Annotated in this window: 22 protein-coding genes; 6 read left to right on the plus strand and 16 right to left on the minus strand. The window is 61.5% G+C overall.

What is annotated here, in order from left to right; all coding sequences use genetic code 11:
- Positions 1–34 precede the first annotated feature (34 nt).
- Positions 35–973 (minus strand): glycine--tRNA ligase subunit alpha, encoded by a 939-nt coding sequence (gene glyQ, locus AAIL67_RS10740; protein ID WP_003068041.1) that lies wholly within the window; start codon positions 971–973, stop codon positions 35–37.
- A 390-nt stretch (positions 974–1,363) separates the two neighbouring features.
- Between glyQ and AAIL67_RS10745 the strand changes: the two genes are divergently transcribed.
- From AAIL67_RS10745 to AAIL67_RS10755, 3 genes are all read left to right on the plus strand, one after another.
- Complete coding sequence (locus AAIL67_RS10745) at positions 1,364–2,473, plus strand: SPFH and helix-turn-helix domain-containing protein (RefSeq protein ID WP_003068040.1); 1,110 nt, start codon at positions 1,364–1,366, stop codon at positions 2,471–2,473.
- A 29-nt stretch (positions 2,474–2,502) separates the two neighbouring features.
- A complete protein-coding gene (locus AAIL67_RS10750) occupies positions 2,503–2,886 on the plus strand; it encodes a VOC family protein (RefSeq protein ID WP_034377185.1) in 384 nt (127 codons plus the stop codon).
- Between the two features lie 88 nt (positions 2,887–2,974).
- On the plus strand, positions 2,975–4,069 hold the full coding sequence (locus tag AAIL67_RS10755) for a TFIIB-type zinc ribbon-containing protein (protein WP_343483996.1): 1,095 nt from the start codon (positions 2,975–2,977) through the stop codon (positions 4,067–4,069).
- 106 nt (positions 4,070–4,175) lie between these two features.
- Here the strand turns inward: AAIL67_RS10755 and AAIL67_RS10760 are convergent, their stop codons facing one another.
- The 4 genes from AAIL67_RS10760 to AAIL67_RS10775 all read right to left on the minus strand — a co-directional run bounded on the left by AAIL67_RS10760 (position 4,176) and on the right by AAIL67_RS10775 (position 9,465).
- The gene (locus AAIL67_RS10760; protein WP_343483997.1) at positions 4,176–5,291 is read right to left on the minus strand and encodes a TIGR03364 family FAD-dependent oxidoreductase; all 1,116 of its coding nucleotides are present in this window, start codon (positions 5,289–5,291) and stop codon (positions 4,176–4,178) included.
- Positions 5,292–5,388: 97 nt separating this feature from the next.
- Entirely contained in the window at positions 5,389–7,149 is a 1,761-nt protein-coding gene (locus AAIL67_RS10765; protein ID WP_343483998.1) for a putative 2-aminoethylphosphonate ABC transporter permease subunit, read from the minus strand.
- A 2-nt stretch (positions 7,150–7,151) separates the two neighbouring features.
- Positions 7,152–8,228 (minus strand): ATP-binding cassette domain-containing protein, encoded by a 1,077-nt coding sequence (locus tag AAIL67_RS10770; RefSeq protein WP_343483999.1) that lies wholly within the window; start codon positions 8,226–8,228, stop codon positions 7,152–7,154.
- Between the two features lie 187 nt (positions 8,229–8,415).
- Positions 8,416–9,465, minus strand: coding sequence for a putative 2-aminoethylphosphonate ABC transporter substrate-binding protein (locus AAIL67_RS10775; protein WP_343484000.1), 1,050 nt, complete (start codon positions 9,463–9,465; stop codon positions 8,416–8,418).
- A gap of 346 nt (positions 9,466–9,811) precedes the next feature.
- Here AAIL67_RS10775 and AAIL67_RS10780 point away from each other — a divergent pair, with 346 nt between their 5' ends.
- Positions 9,812–10,678: a LysR substrate-binding domain-containing protein gene (locus AAIL67_RS10780; protein WP_343484002.1), complete on the plus strand. Its 867-nt coding sequence runs from the start codon at positions 9,812–9,814 to the stop codon at positions 10,676–10,678.
- Here AAIL67_RS10780 and rfbC read toward each other — a convergent pair.
- The 5 genes from rfbC to AAIL67_RS10805 all read right to left on the minus strand — a co-directional run bounded on the left by rfbC (position 10,675) and on the right by AAIL67_RS10805 (position 14,969).
- Entirely contained in the window at positions 10,675–11,226 is a 552-nt protein-coding gene (gene rfbC / locus AAIL67_RS10785; protein WP_224648985.1) for a dTDP-4-dehydrorhamnose 3,5-epimerase, read from the minus strand. The genes AAIL67_RS10780 and rfbC overlap by 4 nt on opposite strands.
- Positions 11,223–12,113, minus strand: a complete 891-nt coding sequence (gene rfbA / locus AAIL67_RS10790; protein WP_224648986.1) for a glucose-1-phosphate thymidylyltransferase RfbA — start codon at positions 12,111–12,113, stop codon at positions 11,223–11,225. Before rfbA ends, rfbC begins: the two co-directional genes overlap by 4 nt.
- A gap of 63 nt (positions 12,114–12,176) precedes the next feature.
- Positions 12,177–13,082 (minus strand): dTDP-4-dehydrorhamnose reductase, encoded by a 906-nt coding sequence (rfbD, locus tag AAIL67_RS10795; protein WP_224648987.1) that lies wholly within the window; start codon positions 13,080–13,082, stop codon positions 12,177–12,179.
- Positions 13,079–14,149 (minus strand): dTDP-glucose 4,6-dehydratase, encoded by a 1,071-nt coding sequence (rfbB, locus tag AAIL67_RS10800; protein ID WP_224648988.1) that lies wholly within the window; start codon positions 14,147–14,149, stop codon positions 13,079–13,081. The genes rfbD and rfbB overlap by 4 nt, the downstream gene beginning before the upstream one ends.
- Positions 14,150–14,195: 46 nt before the next feature.
- Complete coding sequence (locus AAIL67_RS10805; protein ID WP_034354584.1) at positions 14,196–14,969, minus strand: type III pantothenate kinase; 774 nt, start codon at positions 14,967–14,969, stop codon at positions 14,196–14,198.
- A gap of 170 nt (positions 14,970–15,139) precedes the next feature.
- Here AAIL67_RS10805 and lysM point away from each other — a divergent pair, with 170 nt between their 5' ends.
- Positions 15,140–15,610, plus strand: coding sequence for a peptidoglycan-binding protein LysM (lysM, locus tag AAIL67_RS10810; RefSeq protein ID WP_034354587.1), 471 nt, complete (start codon positions 15,140–15,142; stop codon positions 15,608–15,610).
- Positions 15,611–15,689: 79 nt separating this feature from the next.
- The gene (galE, locus tag AAIL67_RS10815) at positions 15,690–16,712 is read left to right on the plus strand and encodes a UDP-glucose 4-epimerase GalE (RefSeq protein WP_224648989.1); all 1,023 of its coding nucleotides are present in this window, start codon (positions 15,690–15,692) and stop codon (positions 16,710–16,712) included.
- A gap of 24 nt (positions 16,713–16,736) precedes the next feature.
- Here the strand turns inward: galE and AAIL67_RS10820 are convergent, their stop codons facing one another.
- The 6 genes from AAIL67_RS10820 to fabA form a co-directional block, all read right to left on the minus strand.
- Positions 16,737–17,153, minus strand: a complete 417-nt coding sequence (locus AAIL67_RS10820) for a rhodanese-like domain-containing protein (RefSeq protein ID WP_003068022.1) — start codon at positions 17,151–17,153, stop codon at positions 16,737–16,739.
- A gap of 26 nt (positions 17,154–17,179) precedes the next feature.
- Positions 17,180–18,172, minus strand: coding sequence for a SprT family zinc-dependent metalloprotease (locus AAIL67_RS10825; protein ID WP_034404307.1), 993 nt, complete (start codon positions 18,170–18,172; stop codon positions 17,180–17,182).
- A gap of 13 nt (positions 18,173–18,185) precedes the next feature.
- Complete coding sequence (locus AAIL67_RS10830; RefSeq protein ID WP_034354597.1) at positions 18,186–18,926, minus strand: lysophospholipid acyltransferase family protein; 741 nt, start codon at positions 18,924–18,926, stop codon at positions 18,186–18,188.
- Between the two features lie 131 nt (positions 18,927–19,057).
- Positions 19,058–19,645 (minus strand): HAD-IIIA family hydrolase, encoded by a 588-nt coding sequence (locus tag AAIL67_RS10835; RefSeq protein ID WP_003068019.1) that lies wholly within the window; start codon positions 19,643–19,645, stop codon positions 19,058–19,060.
- Between the two features lie 79 nt (positions 19,646–19,724).
- Positions 19,725–20,948 (minus strand): beta-ketoacyl-ACP synthase I, encoded by a 1,224-nt coding sequence (gene fabB / locus AAIL67_RS10840; RefSeq protein WP_034377201.1) that lies wholly within the window; start codon positions 20,946–20,948, stop codon positions 19,725–19,727.
- On the minus strand, positions 20,945–21,469 hold the full coding sequence (fabA, locus tag AAIL67_RS10845) for a bifunctional 3-hydroxydecanoyl-ACP dehydratase/trans-2-decenoyl-ACP isomerase (RefSeq protein ID WP_003068017.1): 525 nt from the start codon (positions 21,467–21,469) through the stop codon (positions 20,945–20,947). The genes fabB and fabA overlap by 4 nt, the downstream gene beginning before the upstream one ends.
- Positions 21,470–21,485: the final 16 nt, after the last annotated feature.

Here is a 21,485-nt window from a genome sequence, read left to right on the forward strand (position 1 = left end):
TTGGGATATGGGTCGGAATGAGGCCTGAAGCCGCTTATGCGGCTTTCTTGGCTGCCTGCTCTGCGGCCTTGGCCAGCTCGGCCAGCACCTCGTCGGCATGGGCCTTGGGCGCCATGGGGAAGCCTAGGCGCGCGCGGCTGTCCAGATAGCTCTTGCCCACGGCGCGGGCCAGGTTGCGGATGCGGCCGATATAGGCAGCGCGCTCGGTCACCGAGATGGCGCCACGGGCGTCCAGCAGGTTGAAGGTGTGGGCGGCCTTGAGCACCTGCTCATAGGCGGGCAACGCCAGCTGAGCGTCGATCAGCTGATTGGCCGTACCTTCATGAGCTGCAAAGGCGCTGAACAGGAACTCGGCATTCGAATGCTCGAAGTTGTAAGTGGACTGCTCCACCTCATTCTGGTGGAACACGTCGCCGTAGGACAGGCCGTCGGTATAGACCAGGTCGTACACCGATTCCTTGCCCTGCAGATACATGGCCAGACGTTCCAAGCCGTAGGTGATCTCGCCGGTGGCAGGCTTGCAGTCAATGCCGGCGACCTGCTGGAAATAGGTGAACTGGGTCACTTCCATGCCGTTGAGCCAGACTTCCCAGCCCAGGCCCCATGCGCCCAGCGTGGGGTTTTCCCAGTCGTCCTCGACAAAGCGGATGTCGTTCTTCTTCAGATCGAAGCCCAGGGCTTCGAGCGAGCCCAGATACAGCTCAAGGATGTTGTCGGGGGCGGGCTTGAGCACCACCTGGAACTGGTAGTAGTGCTGCAGGCGGTTGGGGTTCTCGCCGTAGCGACCGTCCTTGGGGCGACGGCTGGGCTGCACATAGGCGGCCTTCCAGGGCTCGGGGCCGATGGCGCGCAGAAAGGTCGCGGTGTGCGAGGTGCCGGCGCCGACTTCCATGTCATAGGGCTGGAGCAATGCACAGCCCTGTTCGGCCCAGTAGGACTGCAGTTTCAGAATGATTTGTTGGAAGGTCAGCATGACTTGTATACGTTCGCGCGTCAGCAATCACTGGCGATTGCGGGCGGCATCTTCATTAAGAGGTGTTCTGGGCGGTATCGACCGCATAAGCGGTAGATTCTAAGTCTGTGCCACTGATCACGGGCGTAGTCTGTCTGCGCGGCCCCACAGCGGGCATTTTCACGAAACGGCCCAGCCGGTGATTTCAAAATGTGGAAAAGCAAAACGCTAGCGCTTACCGCGCGTGAACAGGCAAATACAGCATCAATCGATGCTGAAACTGTTGTATGGCATGCGCTACGCGCTCACTTTTTAACAATTTTCGCGCAACTGCCATGCATCCCGGAACCAGCCGCTGCGGTTTGCCTCCTAGAATGATTCCTTTCCCGTCATCCTCTTTCGGAGCACGTCATGGATTTCATGAAAATCATCACCAAGCAACTGATCGAAATCATCGAATGGACCGATGATTCGCGCGACACGCTGTCGTATCGCTGGCCCGATGAAGACAAGGAAATCAAGAACGGCGCCCAGCTCATCGTGCGTGAGTCGCAGCAGGTGCAGTTCGTCTCCGAAGGCCAGTTCGCAGACCTGTTCAATCCGGGCCGCCACCTGCTGACCACGCAGAACATCCCGGTTCTGTCCACGCTGCGCGGCTGGAAGTACGGCTTCAACTCGCCCTTCAAGTGCGATGTCTACTACATCAACACGCGCTTGTTCACCGGCAACAAATGGGGCACCTCCAACCCCATCATGATGCGCGACAAGGACTTTGGCGTGATCCGTCTGCGCGCCTTCGGTACCTATGACTTCCGCATCACCAACGCCGCCCTGTTCCTCAAGGAAGTGGCGGGCACGGACCAGAACTTCCGCATCGACGAGTTTGCCGACACCATGCGCTCGCGCATCGTCAGCATCTTCTCTGAGGCACTGGCCAAGGCTCAGGTGCCGGCACTCGATGTGGCCCAGCGCTACAGCGAGCTGGGCGACGCGCTGCTGCAGCTCATCAACCCGGCCGTCAGCGAGAAATACGGCCTGGAAATCACCAGCTTCCTGCTGGAAAACGTTTCCGTGCCGCCCGAGGTGGAGCAGGCCATCGACAAGCGCTCCAGCATGGGGGCCATCGGCAACCTCAACGACTATGTGAAATACCAGATGGGCCAGGCCATGGCCAATGGCGGCGAAGGCGCTGCCGCAGCCACTATTCCTGCCACCATGGCCATGGGCTTCGGCATGGCCCAGGAAATGATGAAGGGCATGCAGGGCGGTGGCGCTGCAGGCGCCCCGGCCGCTGCTGTGGCAGACCCCTTCTCGCCGGCCGCGGCGCAAGCCGCACAGACGCCTGCCGCCCCGGCCGCCGCCGGCCTGCAGGTGCTGACCCCCGCCCAGGCCGCCCAGGTGCTGGGCGTGGCCGAGGCCGACGTACTGGCCGAAATCCAGGCCGGCAACCTCAAGGCCCGCCAGATCGGCAGCCAGTGGCGCATCGCCCAGGCTGCGCTGGACGAGTTCCTGCGCGGCTGATCCCCAATCCATGGCCTCGGGTGCACGTCATGAATGAACACAAACCGGTTTTCATCAGCACCACTCCGGTGCTGGCATCGCTGGACATGGCGCGCACCGTGGCTTTCTACGCCCGCGTGCTGGGCGCCAGAACCATCCACGCCCAGCCCGGCGAGTACGCCATCGTCTCGCTGGGCGGGCTGGAGCTGCATTTCTGGGCCTGCCAGGACCCGGAGATTCCCAGGCAGACCAGCTGCCGCATCCAGGTGGCGGGAATTGCCGCCCTTCATGCGCAGTGTCTGGCCGAGAATGCGGTTCACCCCAATGGCGGTCTGCGCCAGCAGCCCTGGGGCACCCAGGAATTCAGTCTTCTCGACGAGGATGGCAACTGCGTGACCTTCTACGAAACCCATCCCGCCGCTGCTGCCGCCTGAACCCGTTTTTGCCGTGGCCACACCCGCTTCTTCCTCTCGCTCTTCCGGATCTGCATTCACCCCTGTCTCCGAGACGGCGCCTCCCTCCATGGTGGGCCGGCATGTCTGCCCCGAATGCGGCGGCAATCTGGAGTGGAATGCCAAGGCCCAGTCGCTCAGATGTCCATACTGCGGCACCGTCGTTCCCTGGAGCGAGCAGACGCAGCCCGAGCCGGGGCGCTCCGTGGTGGAGCAGGATCTGGCCGATGCCTTGCGCAACCCGGCCAGCGGTCGCGGCTGGGGCTCGGACGAGCGCTATGAGGTGCAATGCCAGAACTGCCGTGCCATCTCGGTGTTTCTCGGCAAGAACGTGGCCCAGCGCTGCGACTTCTGCGGCTCGCCGGCCATCGTCGCCCATGAGGAGCGCAGCGACGCCATCACGCCGCAGAGCATTCTGCCGTTCAAGATCAGCGACGGCCAGATTCGCGACAAGATCCGCCAGTGGTATGGCAGCCGCTGGTTTGCCCCCAGCAAGCTCAAGAGCGCCGCGCTGACGGACACGCTGCACGGCGTCTATCTGCCCTACTGGACCTTTGACGCCCATGCCAGCGCCCAGTGGTGGGCAGAGGCCGGCTATTACTACTACACCACCGAGTCCTATCGCGACTGCAACGGCAATCTGCAGACCCGCCAGGTCCAGCATGTGCGCTGGGAGCCGGCATCGGGCAGCTTGCAGCATTTCTTCGACGATGAGCTGGTGCCGGGCACCGTGGGCGTGCACGCCCATCTGCTGCGCCAGGTGGAGCCCTTCCCGACCACTACCGACCTCAAGCCCTACAGCCCGGAGTTCGTGCGAGGCTGGACAGTGGAGCGCTACCAGGTGGACCTATCCAAGGCCGCCAGAATCAACGAAGAAGACATGGACAGCCAGCTGCGCAGCATGTGCTCGCGCGAGGTTCCTGGAGACACTCAGCGCAATCTGCAGGTCCAGCGCCAATACTCGGGCCGCAGCTTCAAGCACACGCTGGTGCCGGTCTGGCTGGTCGGCTACACCTATGGCAGCAAGACCTACCAGATCGTGGCCAATGGCTATACCGGTCAGATTGCGGGCGAGCGGCCTTACAGCTGGGTCAAGATCCTGTTTGCCGTGCTGGCCGCCATCGTGCTCGTCATGCTGATTGCACCACTGTTCGTGCAGCAGTGACGCTCATGCTTTGATAGCTGCTTGCGCTTGTCAGATATAGTTTTTGATTTCATTTTCTTGAAATATGACAGCCTGCAAGCGCTAGCAGCTATTCAACTCGTAGCAGTTACCAGGCCATCCAGACTTCCTCGGCCAGACCAAAAGCCGTGCTCGCGCCCGAGCCGCTGGTCACGGCCACCACGCGTGTCGCTGCATCGGGTGCTTTGACAAAACAAGGGGCTTCGGCACTGGAGGGGTAGATGCCCGTCCAGCGCTCCACGACCTGGGCCTTGTCGATATGCAGTGCCTCGTTCATATGGCGCAGCATGAGCTGGTCGACGGCTTCGCTGGCAAAAGGCTGGGGCGCGCTGCAGTAGTGGTGCGAATCGCCCACCACCAGCGAGCCGTCGGCGCTTTGCACGGCAATCAGGTGGATGCCGTGCTTCAGGCTTTGTGCCTCCTCGCGCTCCAGCTCGGCGCGCAATGCAGTGGCTTCGGGCAGCGCGCTATAGCCTTCGTAGCGCACCAGGCTCAGATCCCCCATGACCGATCCTTCAAGCTTGAAGCCCGCTTGCGGCTTGACGCGCAGCATCTGCAACTGGCACAGCTGCACTTGGTTGTCAGTCCATTCGCCTGCAAACAGTCCACCTGGATCGGCGTTGTTGCAGACCACCACACGTTCGGCGTGATAGCGGCCACGCGAGGTGGTCACGCGCGGCGTTGCCACCTCCGTCACGCTTTCGCCAAAGCGAAAATCCACTCCCAGATCCTGCTGCAACCACAGGGCCAGCAGCGGGATGGCCGTGCGCGACTCCACGCGCAGCTCATGCGGGCTGTAGAGCACGGACTGCAGCCCGTCGGTGCGCAGCGCCGGGTGGCGCGCCGCGGCCTGGGCTGGGGTCAGCAGCTCACAACCTGCGCCCATTTCGGTGTGCATAAAGACTTCAAGCACTGCAGCGGCAGCAGGACGGCGCGCCGTCAGCCAAAGGCCGGAATGAAGGACATCGATACCGGCCTTGGGTGCAATCTCTGCCCAGACATCGCGTGAGCGCATGGCGCGCCGCCAATGGGCGCCAGCGCGCTGGCCCGTGATGGTGACAAAACCGAAGTTGCGAATCGATGCGCCCAGGCAGGCACCGTCGCGCTCTATCACCAGCACGGAGCGGCCTTGCGCGGCAGCGGTATAGGCATGGGCCAGGCCGACAATGCCGGCGCCGACGACGATCAGATCGTAATTTTTCATAGCGTTACAGAAAAAGCAGACAAGCCAATTCCCTGCCGCAGCGCCCAGGCGATGCAGCAAGAGACGTTCGGGGAATCAAGTGATGTGGAGAAAGTCCTCAGCGCTGGCGCCAGTGCTGGGTACGCCGCTGCAGCCAGGCATCCAGCAGCGCAATCAGCAGGCGACCGGCGGCTGCAGTCGCAAAGATCAGCGTGGCCATGGCGGCGGCGGGAGCGATATCGCCCGCGTCATCCATGGCCAGCACGGCCACCGAGGCCAGTGTGGTTTCGGGCGAGTACAAGAAGACCACGGCCGACACCGTGGTCATGGCATTCACGAAGAAGTAGCCCGCCACCTGCATCACCGCAGGCAGGCACACGGGCAGATGCACGCGCCACAGCAGCGTCCAGAACGGCAGGCCCATGGAATCGGCCACGCGCTCGTATTCGGCGTCCAGTTGCTGCAATGCGGTGAGCTGGGTGATGTGAGCCACCGAGAAAAAATGCGCCACCGAGCACAGCACCAGAATCCCCATGGACCCGTACAGAAAATGCAGCGGGTTGCTACTCGCATTGAAGAACAGGATATAGCCCAAACCCAGCGCCAACCCCGGAACCGCCATGGGCAACGTGGCCACGGCATGCAGCCACTGACGCGCACGGTCCCAGCCCGCGGGCTTGGCCACGAGGTAGGCGCTCAAAAAGCTCAGCAGCGCGCCGATCACCGCCGTGGCTGCGGCCATGGTCAGCGAGTTGGCGTAACTGGCCCAGCCGCCGCCATCCATCAGGTCAAACTGGTAGTGCTTGAAGCTCAGGCTCAGGTTGTAGGGCCAGAAGCTGACTAGGGATGCCAGCACGGCCGTGCCCATCACCGCCAGCAACGCCAAAGCCATCAGGCTGCAATACACCAGTAGCGCACGGTCAAGCGGCGCACAGGGCTGTGGCACCAGAGGCACGGCCCGCACGCTCATGGCAGCGGCCTGCCGGGCACGCAAATGACGCTCGGCCGCAAAGGCCAGGCCCGCAGGCACCAGCAGCAGCATGGCCACCACGGCCCCCATGGACAGGTTTTGCTGGCCAATCACCTGCTTGTAGATATCGGTAGCCAGCATCTGTGTGTTGCCGCCAATCACCTTGGGCACGCCAAAGTCGGTGACCACCAGGACGAACACCACAATCCAGGCAATCATCAGCCCATAGCGGCTGGCTGGCAGCGTGACCTGGCAGAAGCTGCGCCAGCGGCCTGCGCCCAGCGTGGCGGCGGCCTCATACAGGCGGGCATCGCCCGAGGCCAGCGTGGTGCACAGAATCATCAGCGCATGCGGAAACGTCCACAGCACCGAGCCGAGAATGATGCCGAACGGGCCGTAGGCCGTGCCGCCCAGCAGCCAGCTCTTGAGCAGACCCTGGGCGCCAAACAGATAGATCAGGCTGATGGCCATGAGCAGCGACGGCGCCAGCAGAGGCACCAGGGCAATGGCGCGAAACAGCTTGGCCAGCGGCATGCAACTGCGCATCACGCCATAGGCATAGCCATAGGCCAGGGCCACACACAAGGTGCTGCTGAAGGCAGACAGCCACAGGCTGTTGAACAGCGACTGGCCTACGCCCGGCGTTTGCGCATAGGCGAGGTACTGTGCCAGACCCGAGAACTTGCCATCGGCCGACACAAAGCTGTGCCCCAGCAGCGCCCCCACGGGCAGCGCAATGGCCACCAGCAGCGCGCCCAGCAGGCCCAGCACCAGCGCGCCCAGCCACAGCTTTTCCCAATGGAAAAAGCGCGTTTGTCGTGGCGTCGCAGGGCCGCTGCCTTGCTGCCGACGTGATTCCGCTGCGGGCGCATAGCTCCCCACTGGCAGCGCAGAAGAAGAGGCATCCATGCTTATGCCGCCTTTCGCAAAATCTCTGGCGCTGCCAGCGACTGCAGCGCGGCAGCCGGCAACTCCAGCAACACCTCGCCCTGCAGCCAGTCGGGCAGGCGCGCGTCATGGCGCAGCGGCCACTGCACATCGATCTGGCATTGCAGCGTGGGGCTGAACACGCGCACCAGGACCAGCGAGCCCAGGAATGAGGTCTCGACCACCCGCGCCCGGAACAGATTGGGCAGTGCTGCGGGCTGGGCCGGGTGCAGCACCACGCTTTCGGGCCTCACGCCCACCAGCAAGGCATCACCGGCCTCAAAGCCGGCAGTGCTGCATTCAAGCCGCCCCTCGCCCACGTGCACCGCATCGCCCGACTCGGCCACGGCGGGCAGCAAATTCATGCGGCCCACAAAACCGGCCGCAAAGTGGCTGACCGGCTTGGCGTAGAGCTGCTCTGGCGAGCCCTGCTGCTCGATACGGCCCTGATGCATCAGCACCACCCGGTCGGCCATGGAGAGCGCTTCTTCCTGGTCGTGCGTGACCATCACGCAGGCAATGCCCAGCTGACGCTGCAACTGGCGGATTTCGCTGCGCAGTTCGGTGCGCACCTGGGCATCGAGCGCGGACAGCGGCTCGTCCAGCAACAGCAGACGCGGGCGCGGCGCCAGTGCGCGTGCCAGCGCAATGCGCTGCTGCTGGCCGCCCGACAATTGCGCCGGATAGCGCTGCGCCTGCGCACCCAGGCCTACCAGAGCCAGCATCTCCTGCACCCGGGCCTGCACTTGCGCCGCAGGCTGGCCCTTGAGACCAAACGCCACATTCTGGGTCGCCGTCAGGTTAGGAAACAGTGCGTAGCTCTGGAACACCACGCCAAAGCCCCGGCGCGCGGCAGGCCAGCGCGTGATGTCCTCGCCCTGAAACAGAATGCGGCCCGCGTCGGCCTGCTCGATGCCGCACAGAATGCGCAGCAGCGTGGTCTTGCCGCAGCCCGAAGGGCCCAGCAGACTGACGAACTCGCCCCCCTCCACCAACAGGTCAATGTCGCGCAGCACCGGCTGGTCCCTGTACTGCTTGGCGATATGGTCAATGCGCAGCATGTATCTCTTTCAACGTGCAAACAATCCGAAGGTCGTTCCGATCTGTATCGCTCGAAATGCCCACCGCTGCATGTGCAGACCCGTTTCGCCAGTGACAGCGAGCAAGGGCAGCCCCGCAGCGAGGCTGTCGTCCCCCTCCGGCGCTCAGCGCCAGAGAGGGGGAAGGCGCGAAGCGCCTCAGGGGGTGTTATTTCTTCTCCGCCTTGGCTTCGTACCGACGCGACCATTCGGCCAAGATACGATCGCGGTTAGCCGCTGCCCAGTTGAAGTCGTTCGTGGCCAGGCGCTTTTCCAGATCGGCCGGAATGAACTCGTGCTTTTCCTGGGCCTCGGGAAGGGCCAGCACGGCAAAGTTGGCTGCGTAGAGCTTATTGGCGTCAGGCGTCACCGCCCAGTCGGCCAGGGCCTTGGCGGCTTCCTGCTTTTTGCTGGTCTTCAGAATGGCCGTGGCTTCCACATCCCAGCCCAGACCTTCCCTGGGGAAGACAATGTCGATGGGCGCACCATCCTTCTTGGTCTTGTTGGCCCGGTATTCAAAGCTCAGGCCCACGGGGAACTCGCCCGCGCCGGCCTGGCGGCAGGGCTTGGAGCCGCTGTGCGTGTAGACGCCGATGTTCTGGTGCAGCGCATCCATATAGGCCCAGCCCTTGTCCTCGCCCATCATCTGCAGCCAGGCGGCCACCATCAGATAGCCCGTGCCGCTGGACGCCGGGTGGGGCATGGTGATCGAGCCCTTGAATTCGGGCCTGGTCAGGTCGGCCCAGCTGGCAGGCGTGGGCAGCTTGCGCCTCGGGCCTTCCACGGTGTTGAAGCAGACGGCGGACGACCACAGGTCCATGCCCACCCAGGTCGGCGTGGCTGCCGGATCGCGCATGGTGGAGCGCACCTTGGCCAGGTTTCTGGGCGCATAGGGCTGCAGCATGCCTTGCTTGTCCAGCAGCATCAGCGAAGTGGCGGCCACGCCCCAGATCACATCGGCCTGGGGATTGGCCTTTTCGGCCAGCAGACGGGCAGTGATGATGCCCGTGCTGTCGCGCACGAACTTCAGCTCGATCTCGGGATGGGCTTTTTCAAAAGCCGCTTTGTAGGCCTTGATCTGGTCGGCCTCCAGGGCCGAATACACGAGCAGATCGGTCCTGGCGTGGGCCGCGGAGGCCAGGCCCAGCAAAGCCGTGGCAACCGTGGCAAAGGCGATCAAGGTGAAGCGGCGAGTGGCGGGTGCAAAAGCGTGGCGCATGGATAACAGTCCCTTGGATTGATCGTTGCCGCCCGACCAACGCGGCCGTTTGCGACATGAGGGAACTGTAGAAATTCACTGTGAAACGCCTGTGTCACAGAACTGAAATCTGGCAAAGGCGTCATCAGCAAACTTTGTAGTCAGCGCGCTGCGCCAGCGTCCGCCATCGAAATGCTATTAATTCAAAAGCAACTTACGCCTTATCTGTCTCATATTTCTTCATAAAACCATCTAAAAGACATTGCTTATATGCGCAAGAAGCTATTGAAATCAAAGCTGCTCATCCGCATTACCGGCTGCAGCGTTCATGTTGAAATCCGGGCACCGCTTTCTTGAAGACCTTGTCATGTTTGCCACACAGCTCAAATCCTTTTTCTGGGTCGCCCGCCTCGGCAGCATCACCCAGGCAGCGCGCCAGCTGGGGCTGAGCCAGCCCACGGTCACGGCGCAGATCAAGGCCTTGGAGGAGCAATATGAAGTCGAGCTGTTCACGCGCCAGAGCGGAAGACTGGCCATCACCGATGCGGGCCTGAAGCTGCTGCCGGAAATAGAAAAGCTGCTGCTGCAGTCGGCCCAGATCGAATCGGCGCTGCGCCAGTCGGGCCATGTCAATCAGGGCCAGCTACGCATAGGTGCCACAGCACCCTACTATGTGCTGGACATCGTCAAGCGCTATCAGCAGCAATATGCGCTGGTGGAGGTGAGCATCGTCAACGGCAATTCGCGTCAGATGATTCAGGCGCTGGCCGAGTATCAGGTGGATCTGGCAACCTCTTCGCACCTGGACACCGATCCGCGCCTGCTGCGCCTGGAGCTGGGACGCGACCCGTTGGCCCTGGTCGTGCACCGGCAGCATGCGCTGGCCAGGCAGAAGTCCGTAGCCATCAAGGATCTGGCAGAAAACACGCTGATCCTGCGCGAGCGCGGCTCCATGACCCGGCAGCTGACCGAGCAGATGCTGGAAGCCGCCCAGGTCAGCCCGCAACGGATTCTGGAAATTGCCAGCCGCGAGTCCATACGCGAAGCCGTGATCCGCCAGATGGGCATCAGCATTTTTGCGCGGCACGAAGCATCGGCCCACCCTGAACTCGTCGTGCTGGATCTGGAAGGCGAGGTTCCCTGTCTTCCCGAATACCTGTACTGTCTGCGCGAGCGATGCGATGCGCAGCTGATTCAGCCATTTCTGCAGATGGCCGCATCAGACCAGACTTAATCGAACAGTTCGGCCTGCTTGAATGCGGGCTGATTCCTGTCCTTTTCGGACAAGGAAAACTCGATATCGAGCTGTGGCCAGGCAATAGCTATGTCGGGGTCATTCCAGAGCAGCCCCCGATCCGACTCGGGCGCGTAATAAGCCGTGGTCTTGTAGACAAAGTCCGCCGTGTCGCTGAGCACCACAAAGCCGTGGGCAAAGCCCGGCGGAATCCAGAGCTGTCGGTGATTCTCGGCACTCAGCTCGGCTCCCACCCATTGACCAAAACTGGGCGAGCTGCGGCGGATATCCACGGCCACATCAAACACCGCGCCCGAGATCACACGCACCAGCTTGCCCTGGGCATGGGGCGGCAGCTGGTAGTGCAGCCCACGCAGCACGCCCTTGCTGCTGCGGCTGTGGTTGTCCTGAATGAACTCGTAGTTCGTGCCCGTAGCCTGGTTGAAGAGGTCCTGGCGAAAGCTTTCCAGAAAAAAGCCGCGCGCATCCCCAAACACCTTGGGTTCGATCAGAAAGACATCGGGAATGGCCAAAGGCGTGAACTTCATGCGTGCACCTTTTCCTTGAGCACCTGCAGCAGGTATTGTCCGTAGCCATTCTTGACCAGCGCCTGGCCCAGCTTCTCCAACTGGGCGGCATCAATCCATTTCTGGCGATAGGCAATTTCTTCCGGGCAGGCCACTTTCAGGCCCTGGCGCTGCTGCAAGGTGGCAATGAATTGCCCGGCTTCGAGCAGGCTGTCATGGGTGCCGGTGTCAAGCCAGGCATAGCCTCGGCCCATCAGCTCGACATTGAGCTTGCCTTGCTGCAGATACATGCCGTTGAGATCCGTGATCTCCAGCTCGCCACGCGCCGAAGGCTTGACCTGCTTGGCCAGCTCCACCACCTGCTCGTCGTAGAAGTACAGGCCGGTGACGGCATAGTTGCTCTTGGGCTGCTTGGGCTTTTCTTCAAGCGACAGCACTTTGCCGTCGGCATCGAATTCGGCCACGCCATAGCGCTCGGGGTCTTGCACATGGTAGGCAAACACCGTGGCACCGCCCTGGCGCGCATCCGCTTTTTTGAGCAGCGGCTGGAAGTCGTGGCCGTAGTAGATGTTGTCACCCAGTACCAGGGCGCTGGGAGCGCCGTTGAGGAATTTCTCGCCAATCAGGAAGGCCTGGGCCAGGCCATCCGGGCTGGGCTGCACCTCATACTGAAGATTCAGGCCCCACTGGCTGCCATCGCCCAGCAGTTGCTCGAAGCGCGGCGTGTCCTGCGGGGTGCTGATGATCAGAATGTCCCGGATGCCCGCCAGCATCAGCGTGCTCAGCGGGTAGTAGATCATGGGCTTGTCGTAGATCGGCAGCAGCTGTTTGCTGATGGCCAGGGTGGCGGGGTGCAGACGGGTGCCGGAGCCGCCAGCCAGAATGATGCCTTTGCGCTGTGTCGTCATGATGAATCAATGGATGGCTTCCAACGCTTTGCCAATAAGCGTTGGAAGCGAGTTATTTGAAAATTACAGAATTTCGCGCAGCATGCGCTCCACGCCTTGCTGCCATGCAGGCAGATGCAGTTGCATGGCCGCTTGCAGCTTTTGCGTATCCAGACGCGAGTTCATGGGCCGCGCGGCCGGTGTCGGGAAGGCCGTGGTCGGCACGGCAGCAATGCTTTGCACCTTCCAGTCCAGATCCGGTCGCAGGCTTTGGGCGCGCTCGATCACATGGCTGGCATAGGCATGCCAGTTGGTTTCTCCTGCGGCAACCAGATGGTAGAGACCGCCATCGCCTTCATGAGCGCTCATATGGCGCACGGCATGGGCCGTGACATCGGCGATCAGATCGGCGCCGGTCGGCGCTCCCCATTGATCGTTGATCACGCTGAGCGCTTCGCGCTCCTGCGCCAGGCGCAACATGGTCTTGGCAAAGTTGCCGCCACGCGCTGCATAGACCCAGCTGGTGCGAAAAATCAGATGACGGCAATGCGTGGCCGCAATCCGCTGCTCGCCCTCCAGCTTGGTGCGACCGTAGACCGATAGCGGCCCGGTTGCATCACCCTCCTTGCGTGCCGCACTGCCGGAGCCGTCGAAGACATAGTCGGTGCTGTAGTGCACCAGCAGGGCGCCCAGGCTTTTGGCCTCCAGTGCCATGACTTCAGGGGCTTCGGCATTCAGGCGCAAGGCCAGATCCGGCTCGCTCTCGGCCTTGTCCACTGCCGTATGCGCTGCGGCATTGACGATCACATCCGGGCGTACGCTGCGAATGGTCTGCGCCAGTGTCTGCAGATCGCCGACATCGCCGCACAGGCCATTCCCATCCACAGTCACGCTCTGGCGATCCAGCGCAATCACCTCACCCAAAGGCGCGAGACTGCGCTGCAGCTCCCAACCGACCTGACCGTTCTTGCCCAGCAGCAGCAGCTTCATGCCGAAGCCTCGCCGGTGTACTGCTTCTGCACCCAGTCACGGTAGGCGCCCGACTGCACGTTGGCCACCCACTCGGGGTTGGCCAGATACCACTGCACGGTCTTGCGAATGCCGGTCTCGAAGGTCTCGGCAGGCTTCCAGCCCAGCTCGCGCTCCAGCTTGCGCGCATCGATCGCATAGCGGCGATCATGGCCAGGACGGTCGGTCACATAGGTGATCTGCTCGGCATAGGCCTTGCCATCGGCGCGCGGGCGCAGCTCGTCGAGCAAGCTGCACACGGTCTTGACGATGTCGATATTGGCCTTCTCGTTCCAGCCGCCCACGTTATAGGTCTCGCCCAGCTGGCCGGCCTCCAGCACACGGCGGATGGCGCTGCAATGGTCGCGCACATACAGCCAGTCACGCACCTGCATGCCGTCGCCGTAGATGGGCAGCGGCTTGCCGGCCAGCGCATTGACAATGACCAGCGGGATCAGCTTTTCGGGGAAATGCAGCGGGCCGTAATTGTTGCTGCAGTTGGTCGTCAGCACCGGCAGGCCGTAGGTGTGATGCCAGGCACGCACCAGGTGGTCCGAAGCCGCCTTGCTGGCCGAGTACGGGCTGTTGGGCTCGTAATTGTGCTCTTCGGTAAATGCAGGATCGGTCGGCGCAAGCGTCCCATAGACCTCGTCGGTGGAGACATGCAAAAAGCGAAAACCGGACTTGGCCTCGCCTTCCAGGCCATTCCAATAGGCACGCACCGCCTCCAGCAGGCGGAAAGTGCCCACCACATTGGTCTGGATGAAATCCTCGGGGCCATGAATGGAGCGGTCCACATGCGACTCGGCCGCAAAGTTCACCACGGCGCGAGGCTGGTGCTGCGCCAGCAATTGCGCCAGCTGTGCACTGTCGCCGATATCGGCCTGCACAAACACATGACGGGCATCGCCATTCAAGCTGGCCAGATTCTCCAGATTGCCCGCATAGGTCAGCTTGTCGATATTGACCACGGGCTCATTCACATGCGCCAGCCAATCGAGAACAAAGTTGGCGCCGATAAAGCCTGCACCGCCGGTTACGAAAATCATGGAAACAGCCTCAAATCAAAAATCGAATCATTTCAAAAACAGGCACTCAGCCCCAGCGCTTTTCAGCCATCACCAGCAGGCCATCAAAAATCAGGTTGTTGATCAGCTCAAAAGGCCTGGTCATGCTGGGAGACATTTTCCAGCCGGCACCGCCCGCCATGATGCACATCGGCTCTGCACCGCAGTGTTCTGCCAGATGCTGATACATGCGCTCCACCGCACCTGCGATGGCATAGGTGCCGCCGCTGGTCAGCGCATCGCTGGTGTTCTTGGGAAAGCATCTGACTTCACCCGTAGGCACGTGCAGGCCCGCAGTGCCGCCTTCCAGGGCCCTGAGCATGATGCCATGCCCGGGAATGATCAGGCCGCCCAGAAATCGGCCTTGCGCATCCATGGCATCGACCGTCACTGCCGTACCCACCATAACCGTGATCAAGGGCCGGGCATCGCCCAATTGCAACATGTGGTGACGTGCACCAATCATGGCCACCCATCGGTCCGCACCCAGCCTGGAAGGATGGTCATAGCCATTGGTCACCCCTGCTTCTGCGATGGAGGGGACTACCCATTGAGGCTCGAGATTCCATCCCAGCATGAGTTCGATCTGCTCGTGCACCCTGCGCCTTGCCGTCTCACCGGCAACCACGCAGCCCAGCATGCGCTCGGGAGCTGGCAGCCCGGCCCAGGCACCTTCTGCCAGGCGCTCTATATGCTCCAGGAACTCCGCTCCATGGGCCAGCAAGGCAGCACCAGGGCGATGATCTTCATACATGGCCCACTTCAAACGGGTGTTGCCAATGTCTATGGCCAAAAATGTCATGCGGCGGATTATCAGCACTTTTCTCTGTGACAGACAGCCGCTTGTCACATTCATTACAAGTGCGCAGGAAATTGTCAAAGAAAGCGCTCAGTCCATCTCCTGCAAGAAATCAATTCGATTTCCCGTTAAAGTGAACTGCTTTCTTCCACTACTTTTGAGGAGTCGAAACCATGGGTCTGTTCAGTTTCATCAAGGAAGCCGGAGAAAAACTGTTTGGCGGCAGCGACGCACATGCAGCCGCACCGGCCGAAGACTTGAATGCCAAGGCGGCTCAGGCGATCGCCAGCTATATCAACACCCAGAATCTGGGCGTATCCGATCTGCAGGTTCAATTCGATGCTTCTCAAGGCAAGGTAACAGTCAATGGCACGGCTCCCACTCAGGCTGTCAAGGAAAAAGTGACGCTGTGCTGCGGTAATGTGGCCAATGTCCAGTCCGTGGACAACCTGATGGCGGTCACCAACCCCGAGCCAGAAGCCCAGTACCACGATGTGGTACGCGGTGACACCCTGTCGGCCATCTCCAAGAAGTACTATGGTGATGCCAACAAGTACAACGTGATTTTTGAAGCCAACAAGCCCATGCTCAGCAACCCGGACAGGATCTATCCTGGCCAGAAACTGCGCATTCCGGCGCTCTGAATCAGGCTCTGTAAATACAGCCGCAAAAAGCGCTCGCATGAGCGCTTTTCTCATTTGACTCGAAGTTAGACTGCAGCTTATGAAAACTCTGCTCACAGGCGGTGCCGGCTATATCGGCAGCCATACAGCCATCGAACTGATCAGCCACGGTCATGAAGTCGTGATTTTCGACAACTTCAGCAACAGCCATCCTGAAGCAATCCGCCGCGTGGAGCAAATCACTGGACGCACCATTGCCGTGATCAATGGCGATGTCCGCGATCAAGCTGCGCTTGAGCAGGCCTTGCAGGAGCATGGCATTGACAGTGTCGTGCACTTTGCCGGCAAAAAAGCAGTGGGCGAGTCCGTTGCCCAGCCTGTGGACTACTACGACAACAACGTCAACGGCACCCTGGTGCTGCTGCGCGCCATGAAAAAGCACAATGTGCGCAATCTGGTGTTCAGCTCTTCGGCAACAGTCTATGGCTCGCCACAATATTTGCCTCTCAATGAGGTACACCCTACTTCGGTCACCAATCCCTACGGCCGCAGCAAACTGATGGTGGAAGAGATTCTGTCGGACCTCTACCACTCCGACGCCCAATGGTCGCTGGCCGTGCTGCGCTACTTCAATCCCATTGGTGCCCATGCCAGCGGCCTGATTGGTGAAGACCCTTCGGACATTCCCAACAACCTGCTGCCTTTTGTGGCACAGGTCGCCGTGGGCCGTCGTGAAAAGCTGCAGATCTTTGGCGGCGACTACGACACCGTGGACGGCACCGGCGTGCGTGACTACATCCATGTCGTCGACCTGGCCCGAGGTCATGTCAAGGCACTCGAGAAGCTGGCCGGCCTGGCCAAGCCCGAGTTGCTGACCATCAACCTGGGCACGGGCAATGGCTACAGCGTGCTCGAAGTGCTGCATGCCTTCGAAAAAGCCTGCGGCAAGACCCTGCCCTATACGATTACAGACCGCCGTCCAGGGGATGTGGCCAGTTGCTATGCAGACCCCGACCACGCCCTGAAAACCCTTGGCTGGCAAGCCGAGCATGATCTGAACACCATGTGCGCCGACACATGGCGCTGGCAAAGCCAGAACCCCAACGGCTATCGCTCGGTCTAGAAGCTGCAGGCCAAGCCCTGCGCATTACTGATGCCAGGGCAGGCCGCGCTTGCGCCAGCCACCCAACTGGCCTCGCTGGCCGTTGGCGTCAACGTCGCCTTCGAAACCTTCAAGAATGTTGTAGGCCTCGATTCCCAGGCCCGCAGCACGCTGGGCAGCCGCAACAGAGCGCACACCGCTGCGGCATAGCAGCACCACTTTCTTGCCCTCGGGTACCGCTGCTCGCAGCTCGGCGTCAAAGTTCTGGTTGGCTGCCATGCCGGGCCACTGCTTCCAGGCCACGGCAACAGCGCCTGGCACCTTGCCCACCCACTCGCGCTCGGCATCGGTGCGCACATCGACCAGAACCGCTTCACCAGCCTGCAGCCATTGCCAGGCCAGCTCCGCCGGCACATCGCCGGCATAGCCGGCAGCGGGTTGGATTTGGGTTGTATTGCTCATTTCATTCCTCGTCTCGATCATTGCCGCTATTCCCAAGCGGGCAAGGGCCTGTCTCTCAATGCTCTGCGCAAATGCTTCCAGTCGGGCAGCACCTGAGCCACCACAGCCCAGAACTGCGGGCTGTGATCCATATGATGCAGATGGGCGAGCTCATGCACCACCACATAGTCGATGATTTGCGGGCTGTGCTGCATCAACCGCCAGTTCAGACGAATGATCCCGCTGCTGTTGGCACTGCCCCAGCGCGTGCTGGCACTTGTCAGGCGCAGCGCATTCCAGCGCACGCCCATGAGTGCGGCATAGTGCAGCATACGGGCCGTGAAATAGCTGCGCGCCTCCCGCAGTATCCAGGCCTGAACGGCCGCGCGCACCTGGGCAGGCGGTGCCCCTGTCGGCAAGGGCAGATGCAGGCTTTGCGGGCCATCGCCCCCCTGCTCTCTATGCGTCTGGCGCGTACGCAGCAGTTGTGACCCATCCCCGGTCAGCCGCAAACTCATGGGCTGGCCCAGATAGTCCAGCACGCCTCCATCCTGCCAGAGAATGCGCGCTTCCTGCTTGATCTGCTGTCGCTGTCCGGCTTCCTGCAGCTTGCGCACAATCCAGCCGGCCTTGGTCTGCAGCGCTGATTCGATCTCGCGCATGGCCACCCATTGCGGAGCGGTGACTTCAAGCCCTTGCAGCCCTACGCTGAAGCCTATGCTGCGGCGCGCCGAACGGCGCAGCAGATAAGCCACCTCACGCCCTTGCAAGCGGGCGCTGTGGCTAGCTTCCGGATGCACCAGAAGTGTGGGCTCTGCAGGCAGCTCATTCTCTTCAGAATCAATAGCACCCACTGAAATATTGACGGGTGCTACAAGCTGACTATTCTCAAATTCCAGCTCGGATTGATCCAAACGCTGCTCAATGGCTTCAGGGCCGCTGCGCCGGCGCTTGCGCGGCATCAACCCGCCCCGCCCATCCCCCACCACAGGCGGCACCAGCCATTGCCAAGCTTGCTGCAAGCTATCGCCTGTGGACATGGGCAGTTTTGCCTTATCTGCGATAAGCCTCTGGGTCCAGGCGCTGCATTTCGGACTCGATCCATGCCTCGACCTCGACCATCAGCTCGTCATGCTTGCGGCCCACCGAAGAAATGGGCTTGCCAATGGAAACATCCACCACGCCGGGCTTTTTGATGAAGGCCTTGCGCGGCCAGCACTTGGCCGAGGTAACAGCGATGGGTACCACGGGCGCACCCGTCATGATGGCCAGACGGGTGGCGCCGGTCTTGTACTCGCCCACCTCTCCACGATTCACACGTGTACCTTCGGGAAACATGATGACCCAGATGCCTTGATCGAGCAGGCGCTTGCCTTGCTCCACCACCTTGTGAAAGGCGCGCGAGCGCTGGGCCCGGTCGATGTGGATCATGTCCAGTGCACCGATGGACCAACCGAAGAATGGCACCTTCAGCAGCTCCTTCTTGAACACATAGGCCAGCGGGCGCGGCATGATGGCAGGCATGAGAAAGGTCTCGTAAGTGGACTGGTGCTTGACCAGCAGCACCACCCCCTGATTCGGGTCCGCAGGCAGGTTCTCCATGCCCTGCACCTGATACCGGACCCCCATGATCACGCGGGCGCTGTCCACCGAGAGCTTGAGCCAGGCGCGGGCAGCGCTGTATGCCTTGGCCGATGAGCCGCTGGTCCACTTGGCCAGCAGCACCGCGAAAGTGTATGGAATGACGGTAATAGCCATCCACAACATGTGGAGGACGGAGCGAATCAGGGACATGACAGCAATCGAATGACGTGAGCACAGACCTGAAGTCTGGCCCATTGATTTGGCACGGTTATCAACAAGAAACATAGCAGCTTGCGCTGCTCTTTCAAGCAGTTGAGTCTATTTTGACCTGAAACCCGGGCTCAATGCGGGGCAGGCGCCGAATCCAGGGGCTGAGCATCCTCATCCCCTCCCAGCGGCAACAGCATATTCACCACAGCCTCCAGATCTGGATAGCGCTCGCTGCCCTCAGGCAGGTCGGCATCGCTGCTGCACTCGGGCCTGGCGGTGGACTCCACGAACACCAGATGAGCGCCAAGAGCCTTGCCCGCCTGCAAATGCTCGACGCCGCTGCCAATGGCCCAGATTTCATGGCCTTCCGCGCCGTAGCGATCGGCAATCTGCTCGAACAGCGCTACGCCTGGTTTACGGCACTGGCAGTCTTCATCGGGAGCGTGCGGACAAAAAAACACGGCCTCCACCCGCGCCCCGACGGCTGCCATCTCCCGGTGCATCTTAGCGTGCACGGCGTTGAGCTCGATCACATCGAACAGCCCGCGACCCAGCCCAGGTTGATTGGTGGCGACCACCACATGCCAGCCGGCACGGTTCAGGCGCGAAACCGCCTCCAGCGCACTGGGGACTGCAACCCACTCATCGGGCCGGCCAATGAAACCTTGAGCTCCCCACTGGTTCAGGGTGCCATCACGGTCAAGAATTGCGATCTTCATGGGGGAGACAGTAGTCGACGACAGAAAAAAGCCCGCTTACCTCAAGGCCAAGCGGGCTCGCGATCCAAGACTCCGGCGCTTACTGCCCTTCCCAGCGCTTGAGCACCAGGGAGGCATTGGTGCCGCCAAAGCCAAAGCTGTTGGACAGCACGGTCTTGAGTTCGGCATCGCGGGTCTGGGTGACCAGAGGCATATCGCCCAGCAGCGGGTCGGGCGTCTCCACGTTCACGGACCCTGCGATGAAGCCCTTGTTCAGCATGATCAGGCAGTAAATCGCCTCCTGCACACCGGTCGCGCCCAGCGAATGGCCGGTCAGCGACTTGGTGGACGAGAACGGAGGTACCTGGTCACCGAACAGCTCGCGCATGGCACGCACTTCCTGCATATCGCCCACAGGGGTCGATGTGCCGTGGGTGTTGATGTAGTCGATGGGCGCATCCACGGTTTCCATGGCCTGCTTCATGCAGGCGATGGCGCCGTCGCCCGAAGGAGCGACCATGTCCTCACCGTCGCTGGTGGCACCAAAGCCCACCACTTCGGCCAGGATGTTGGCACCGCGTGCCAGCGCATGGTCCAGGCTTTCCAGCACCACGGCACCGCCGCCGCCAGCGATCACGAAGCCGTCACGGTTGGCATCGTAGGCACGCGAGGCCTTATCAGGCGTCTCGTTGTACTTGCTGGACATGGCACCCATGCCGTCGAACAGCAGCGACATGCCCCAGGACAGCTCTTCGCCGCCGCCGGCAAACATCACATCCTGCATGCCCCAGGCGATCTGCTGGGCCGCAGCACCGATGCAGTGGGCCGAGGTGGAGCAGGCCGAGGTGATGGAGTAGTTGATGCCCTTGACCTTGAAGTTGGTTGCCAGGCAGGCCGACACCGTGGAGCTCATGCAGCGTGTGACCTGGTAAGGGCCGACGCGGCGGATACCTTTTTCGCGCAGCGTATCGGCTGCCTCGATCTGGTTGGCGGGCGATCCGCCGCCCGAGCCCATGATCAGGCCGGTGCGCGGGCTGCTCACCTGCTCGGGCGTGAGGCCCGCTTGCTTGATCGCGTCTTCAAGGGCGATCTGCGAATAAGCCGCAGCATCGCCCATGAAACGTAACTGCTTGCGGTCGATGCGCGCTTCGATATCGATCTCGGGAATGCCTGCCACCTGCGAGCGCATGCCCAGCTCCGTGAACTGGGGCATGGCCTTGATGCCGCTCTTGCCCTCGCGCAGCGAGGCCTCCACGGTTGCCAGGTCATTGCCGATGCACGAGACAATGCCCGCACCGGTGATCACTACCCGCTTCTTGCTCATGCTGCCGTTCCCTTGGCATCACCTTCACGCAGGAACAGACCCACGCGCAGGTCATTGGCCACGTAAATTTCCTTGCCGTCGGCCAGCAGGCGTGCATCGCCTATGGCCATGTTCAGCTTGCGCTTGATTACTCGCTTGATATCAATTTCATATGTCACGAGTTTGACATCGGGACCTACTTCACCTGTAAACTTGACTTCGCCTGCACCCAGGGCACGACCACGACCCGGCAAACGCAGCCAGGTCAGGTAAAAGCCGATCAGCTGCCACATGGCGTCCAGGCCCAGGCAACCGGGCATGACGGGATCGCCCTGGAAGTGGCAATCAAAGAACCACAGGTCGGGCTTGACGTCCAGTTCCGCAACAATCTTGCCCAGACCGTGGGCACCGCCGTCCTCGGAGATATGTGTGATGCGATCGAACATCAACATGGGAGGCAGGGGCAGACGTCCGCTATCGGCACCAAACAGCTTGCCTTCGCCGGACGCGATCAGTTGTTCGTAGGAAAAAGATTCAGCCATTCTCTCAATTGCTCCG

The sequence above is a fragment of the Comamonas sp. A7-5 genome (assembly GCF_039581385.1).
Classification (GTDB): Bacteria; Pseudomonadota; Gammaproteobacteria; order Burkholderiales; family Burkholderiaceae_C; genus Comamonas; species Comamonas thiooxydans.

Excerpts from the sequence above, each read along its gene's own strand:
- rfbC (WP_224648985.1), bottom strand. The coding sequence starts at position 11,226 with ATGAAGTTCACGCCTTTGGCCATTCCCGATGTCTTTCTGATCGAACCC.
- AAIL67_RS10760 (WP_343483997.1), bottom strand. The coding sequence starts at position 5,291 with ATGAAAAATTACGATCTGATCGTCGTCGGCGCCGGCATTGTCGGCCTG.
- AAIL67_RS10745 (WP_003068040.1), top strand. The coding sequence starts at position 1,364 with ATGGATTTCATGAAAATCATCACCAAGCAACTGATCGAAATCATCGAA.
- AAIL67_RS10770 (WP_343483999.1), bottom strand. The coding sequence starts at position 8,228 with ATGCTGCGCATTGACCATATCGCCAAGCAGTACAGGGACCAGCCGGTG.
- rfbA (WP_224648986.1), bottom strand. The coding sequence starts at position 12,113 with ATGACGACACAGCGCAAAGGCATCATTCTGGCTGGCGGCTCCGGCACC.
- AAIL67_RS10765 (WP_343483998.1), bottom strand. The coding sequence starts at position 7,149 with ATGGATGCCTCTTCTTCTGCGCTGCCAGTGGGGAGCTATGCGCCCGCA.
- rfbB (WP_224648988.1), bottom strand. The coding sequence starts at position 14,149 with ATGATTTTCGTAACCGGCGGTGCAGGCTTTATCGGCGCCAACTTTGTT.
- galE (WP_224648989.1), top strand. The coding sequence starts at position 15,690 with ATGAAAACTCTGCTCACAGGCGGTGCCGGCTATATCGGCAGCCATACA.
- AAIL67_RS10805 (WP_034354584.1), bottom strand. The coding sequence starts at position 14,969 with ATGACATTTTTGGCCATAGACATTGGCAACACCCGTTTGAAGTGGGCC.
- AAIL67_RS10835 (WP_003068019.1), bottom strand. The coding sequence starts at position 19,645 with ATGAAGATCGCAATTCTTGACCGTGATGGCACCCTGAACCAGTGGGGA.
- glyQ (WP_003068041.1), bottom strand. The coding sequence starts at position 973 with ATGCTGACCTTCCAACAAATCATTCTGAAACTGCAGTCCTACTGGGCC.
- rfbD (WP_224648987.1), bottom strand. The coding sequence starts at position 13,082 with ATGAAGCTGCTGCTGCTGGGCAAGAACGGTCAGGTCGGTTGGGAGCTG.
- fabB (WP_034377201.1), bottom strand. The coding sequence starts at position 20,948 with ATGAGCAAGAAGCGGGTAGTGATCACCGGTGCGGGCATTGTCTCGTGC.
- AAIL67_RS10830 (WP_034354597.1), bottom strand. The coding sequence starts at position 18,926 with ATGTCCCTGATTCGCTCCGTCCTCCACATGTTGTGGATGGCTATTACC.
- AAIL67_RS10825 (WP_034404307.1), bottom strand. The coding sequence starts at position 18,172 with ATGTCCACAGGCGATAGCTTGCAGCAAGCTTGGCAATGGCTGGTGCCG.
- AAIL67_RS10750 (WP_034377185.1), top strand. The coding sequence starts at position 2,503 with ATGAATGAACACAAACCGGTTTTCATCAGCACCACTCCGGTGCTGGCA.
- AAIL67_RS10820 (WP_003068022.1), bottom strand. The coding sequence starts at position 17,153 with ATGAGCAATACAACCCAAATCCAACCCGCTGCCGGCTATGCCGGCGAT.
- fabA (WP_003068017.1), bottom strand. The coding sequence starts at position 21,469 with ATGGCTGAATCTTTTTCCTACGAACAACTGATCGCGTCCGGCGAAGGC.
- lysM (WP_034354587.1), top strand. The coding sequence starts at position 15,140 with ATGGGTCTGTTCAGTTTCATCAAGGAAGCCGGAGAAAAACTGTTTGGC.
- AAIL67_RS10755 (WP_343483996.1), top strand. The coding sequence starts at position 2,975 with ATGGTGGGCCGGCATGTCTGCCCCGAATGCGGCGGCAATCTGGAGTGG.
- AAIL67_RS10780 (WP_343484002.1), top strand. The coding sequence starts at position 9,812 with ATGTTTGCCACACAGCTCAAATCCTTTTTCTGGGTCGCCCGCCTCGGC.
- AAIL67_RS10775 (WP_343484000.1), bottom strand. The coding sequence starts at position 9,465 with ATGCGCCACGCTTTTGCACCCGCCACTCGCCGCTTCACCTTGATCGCC.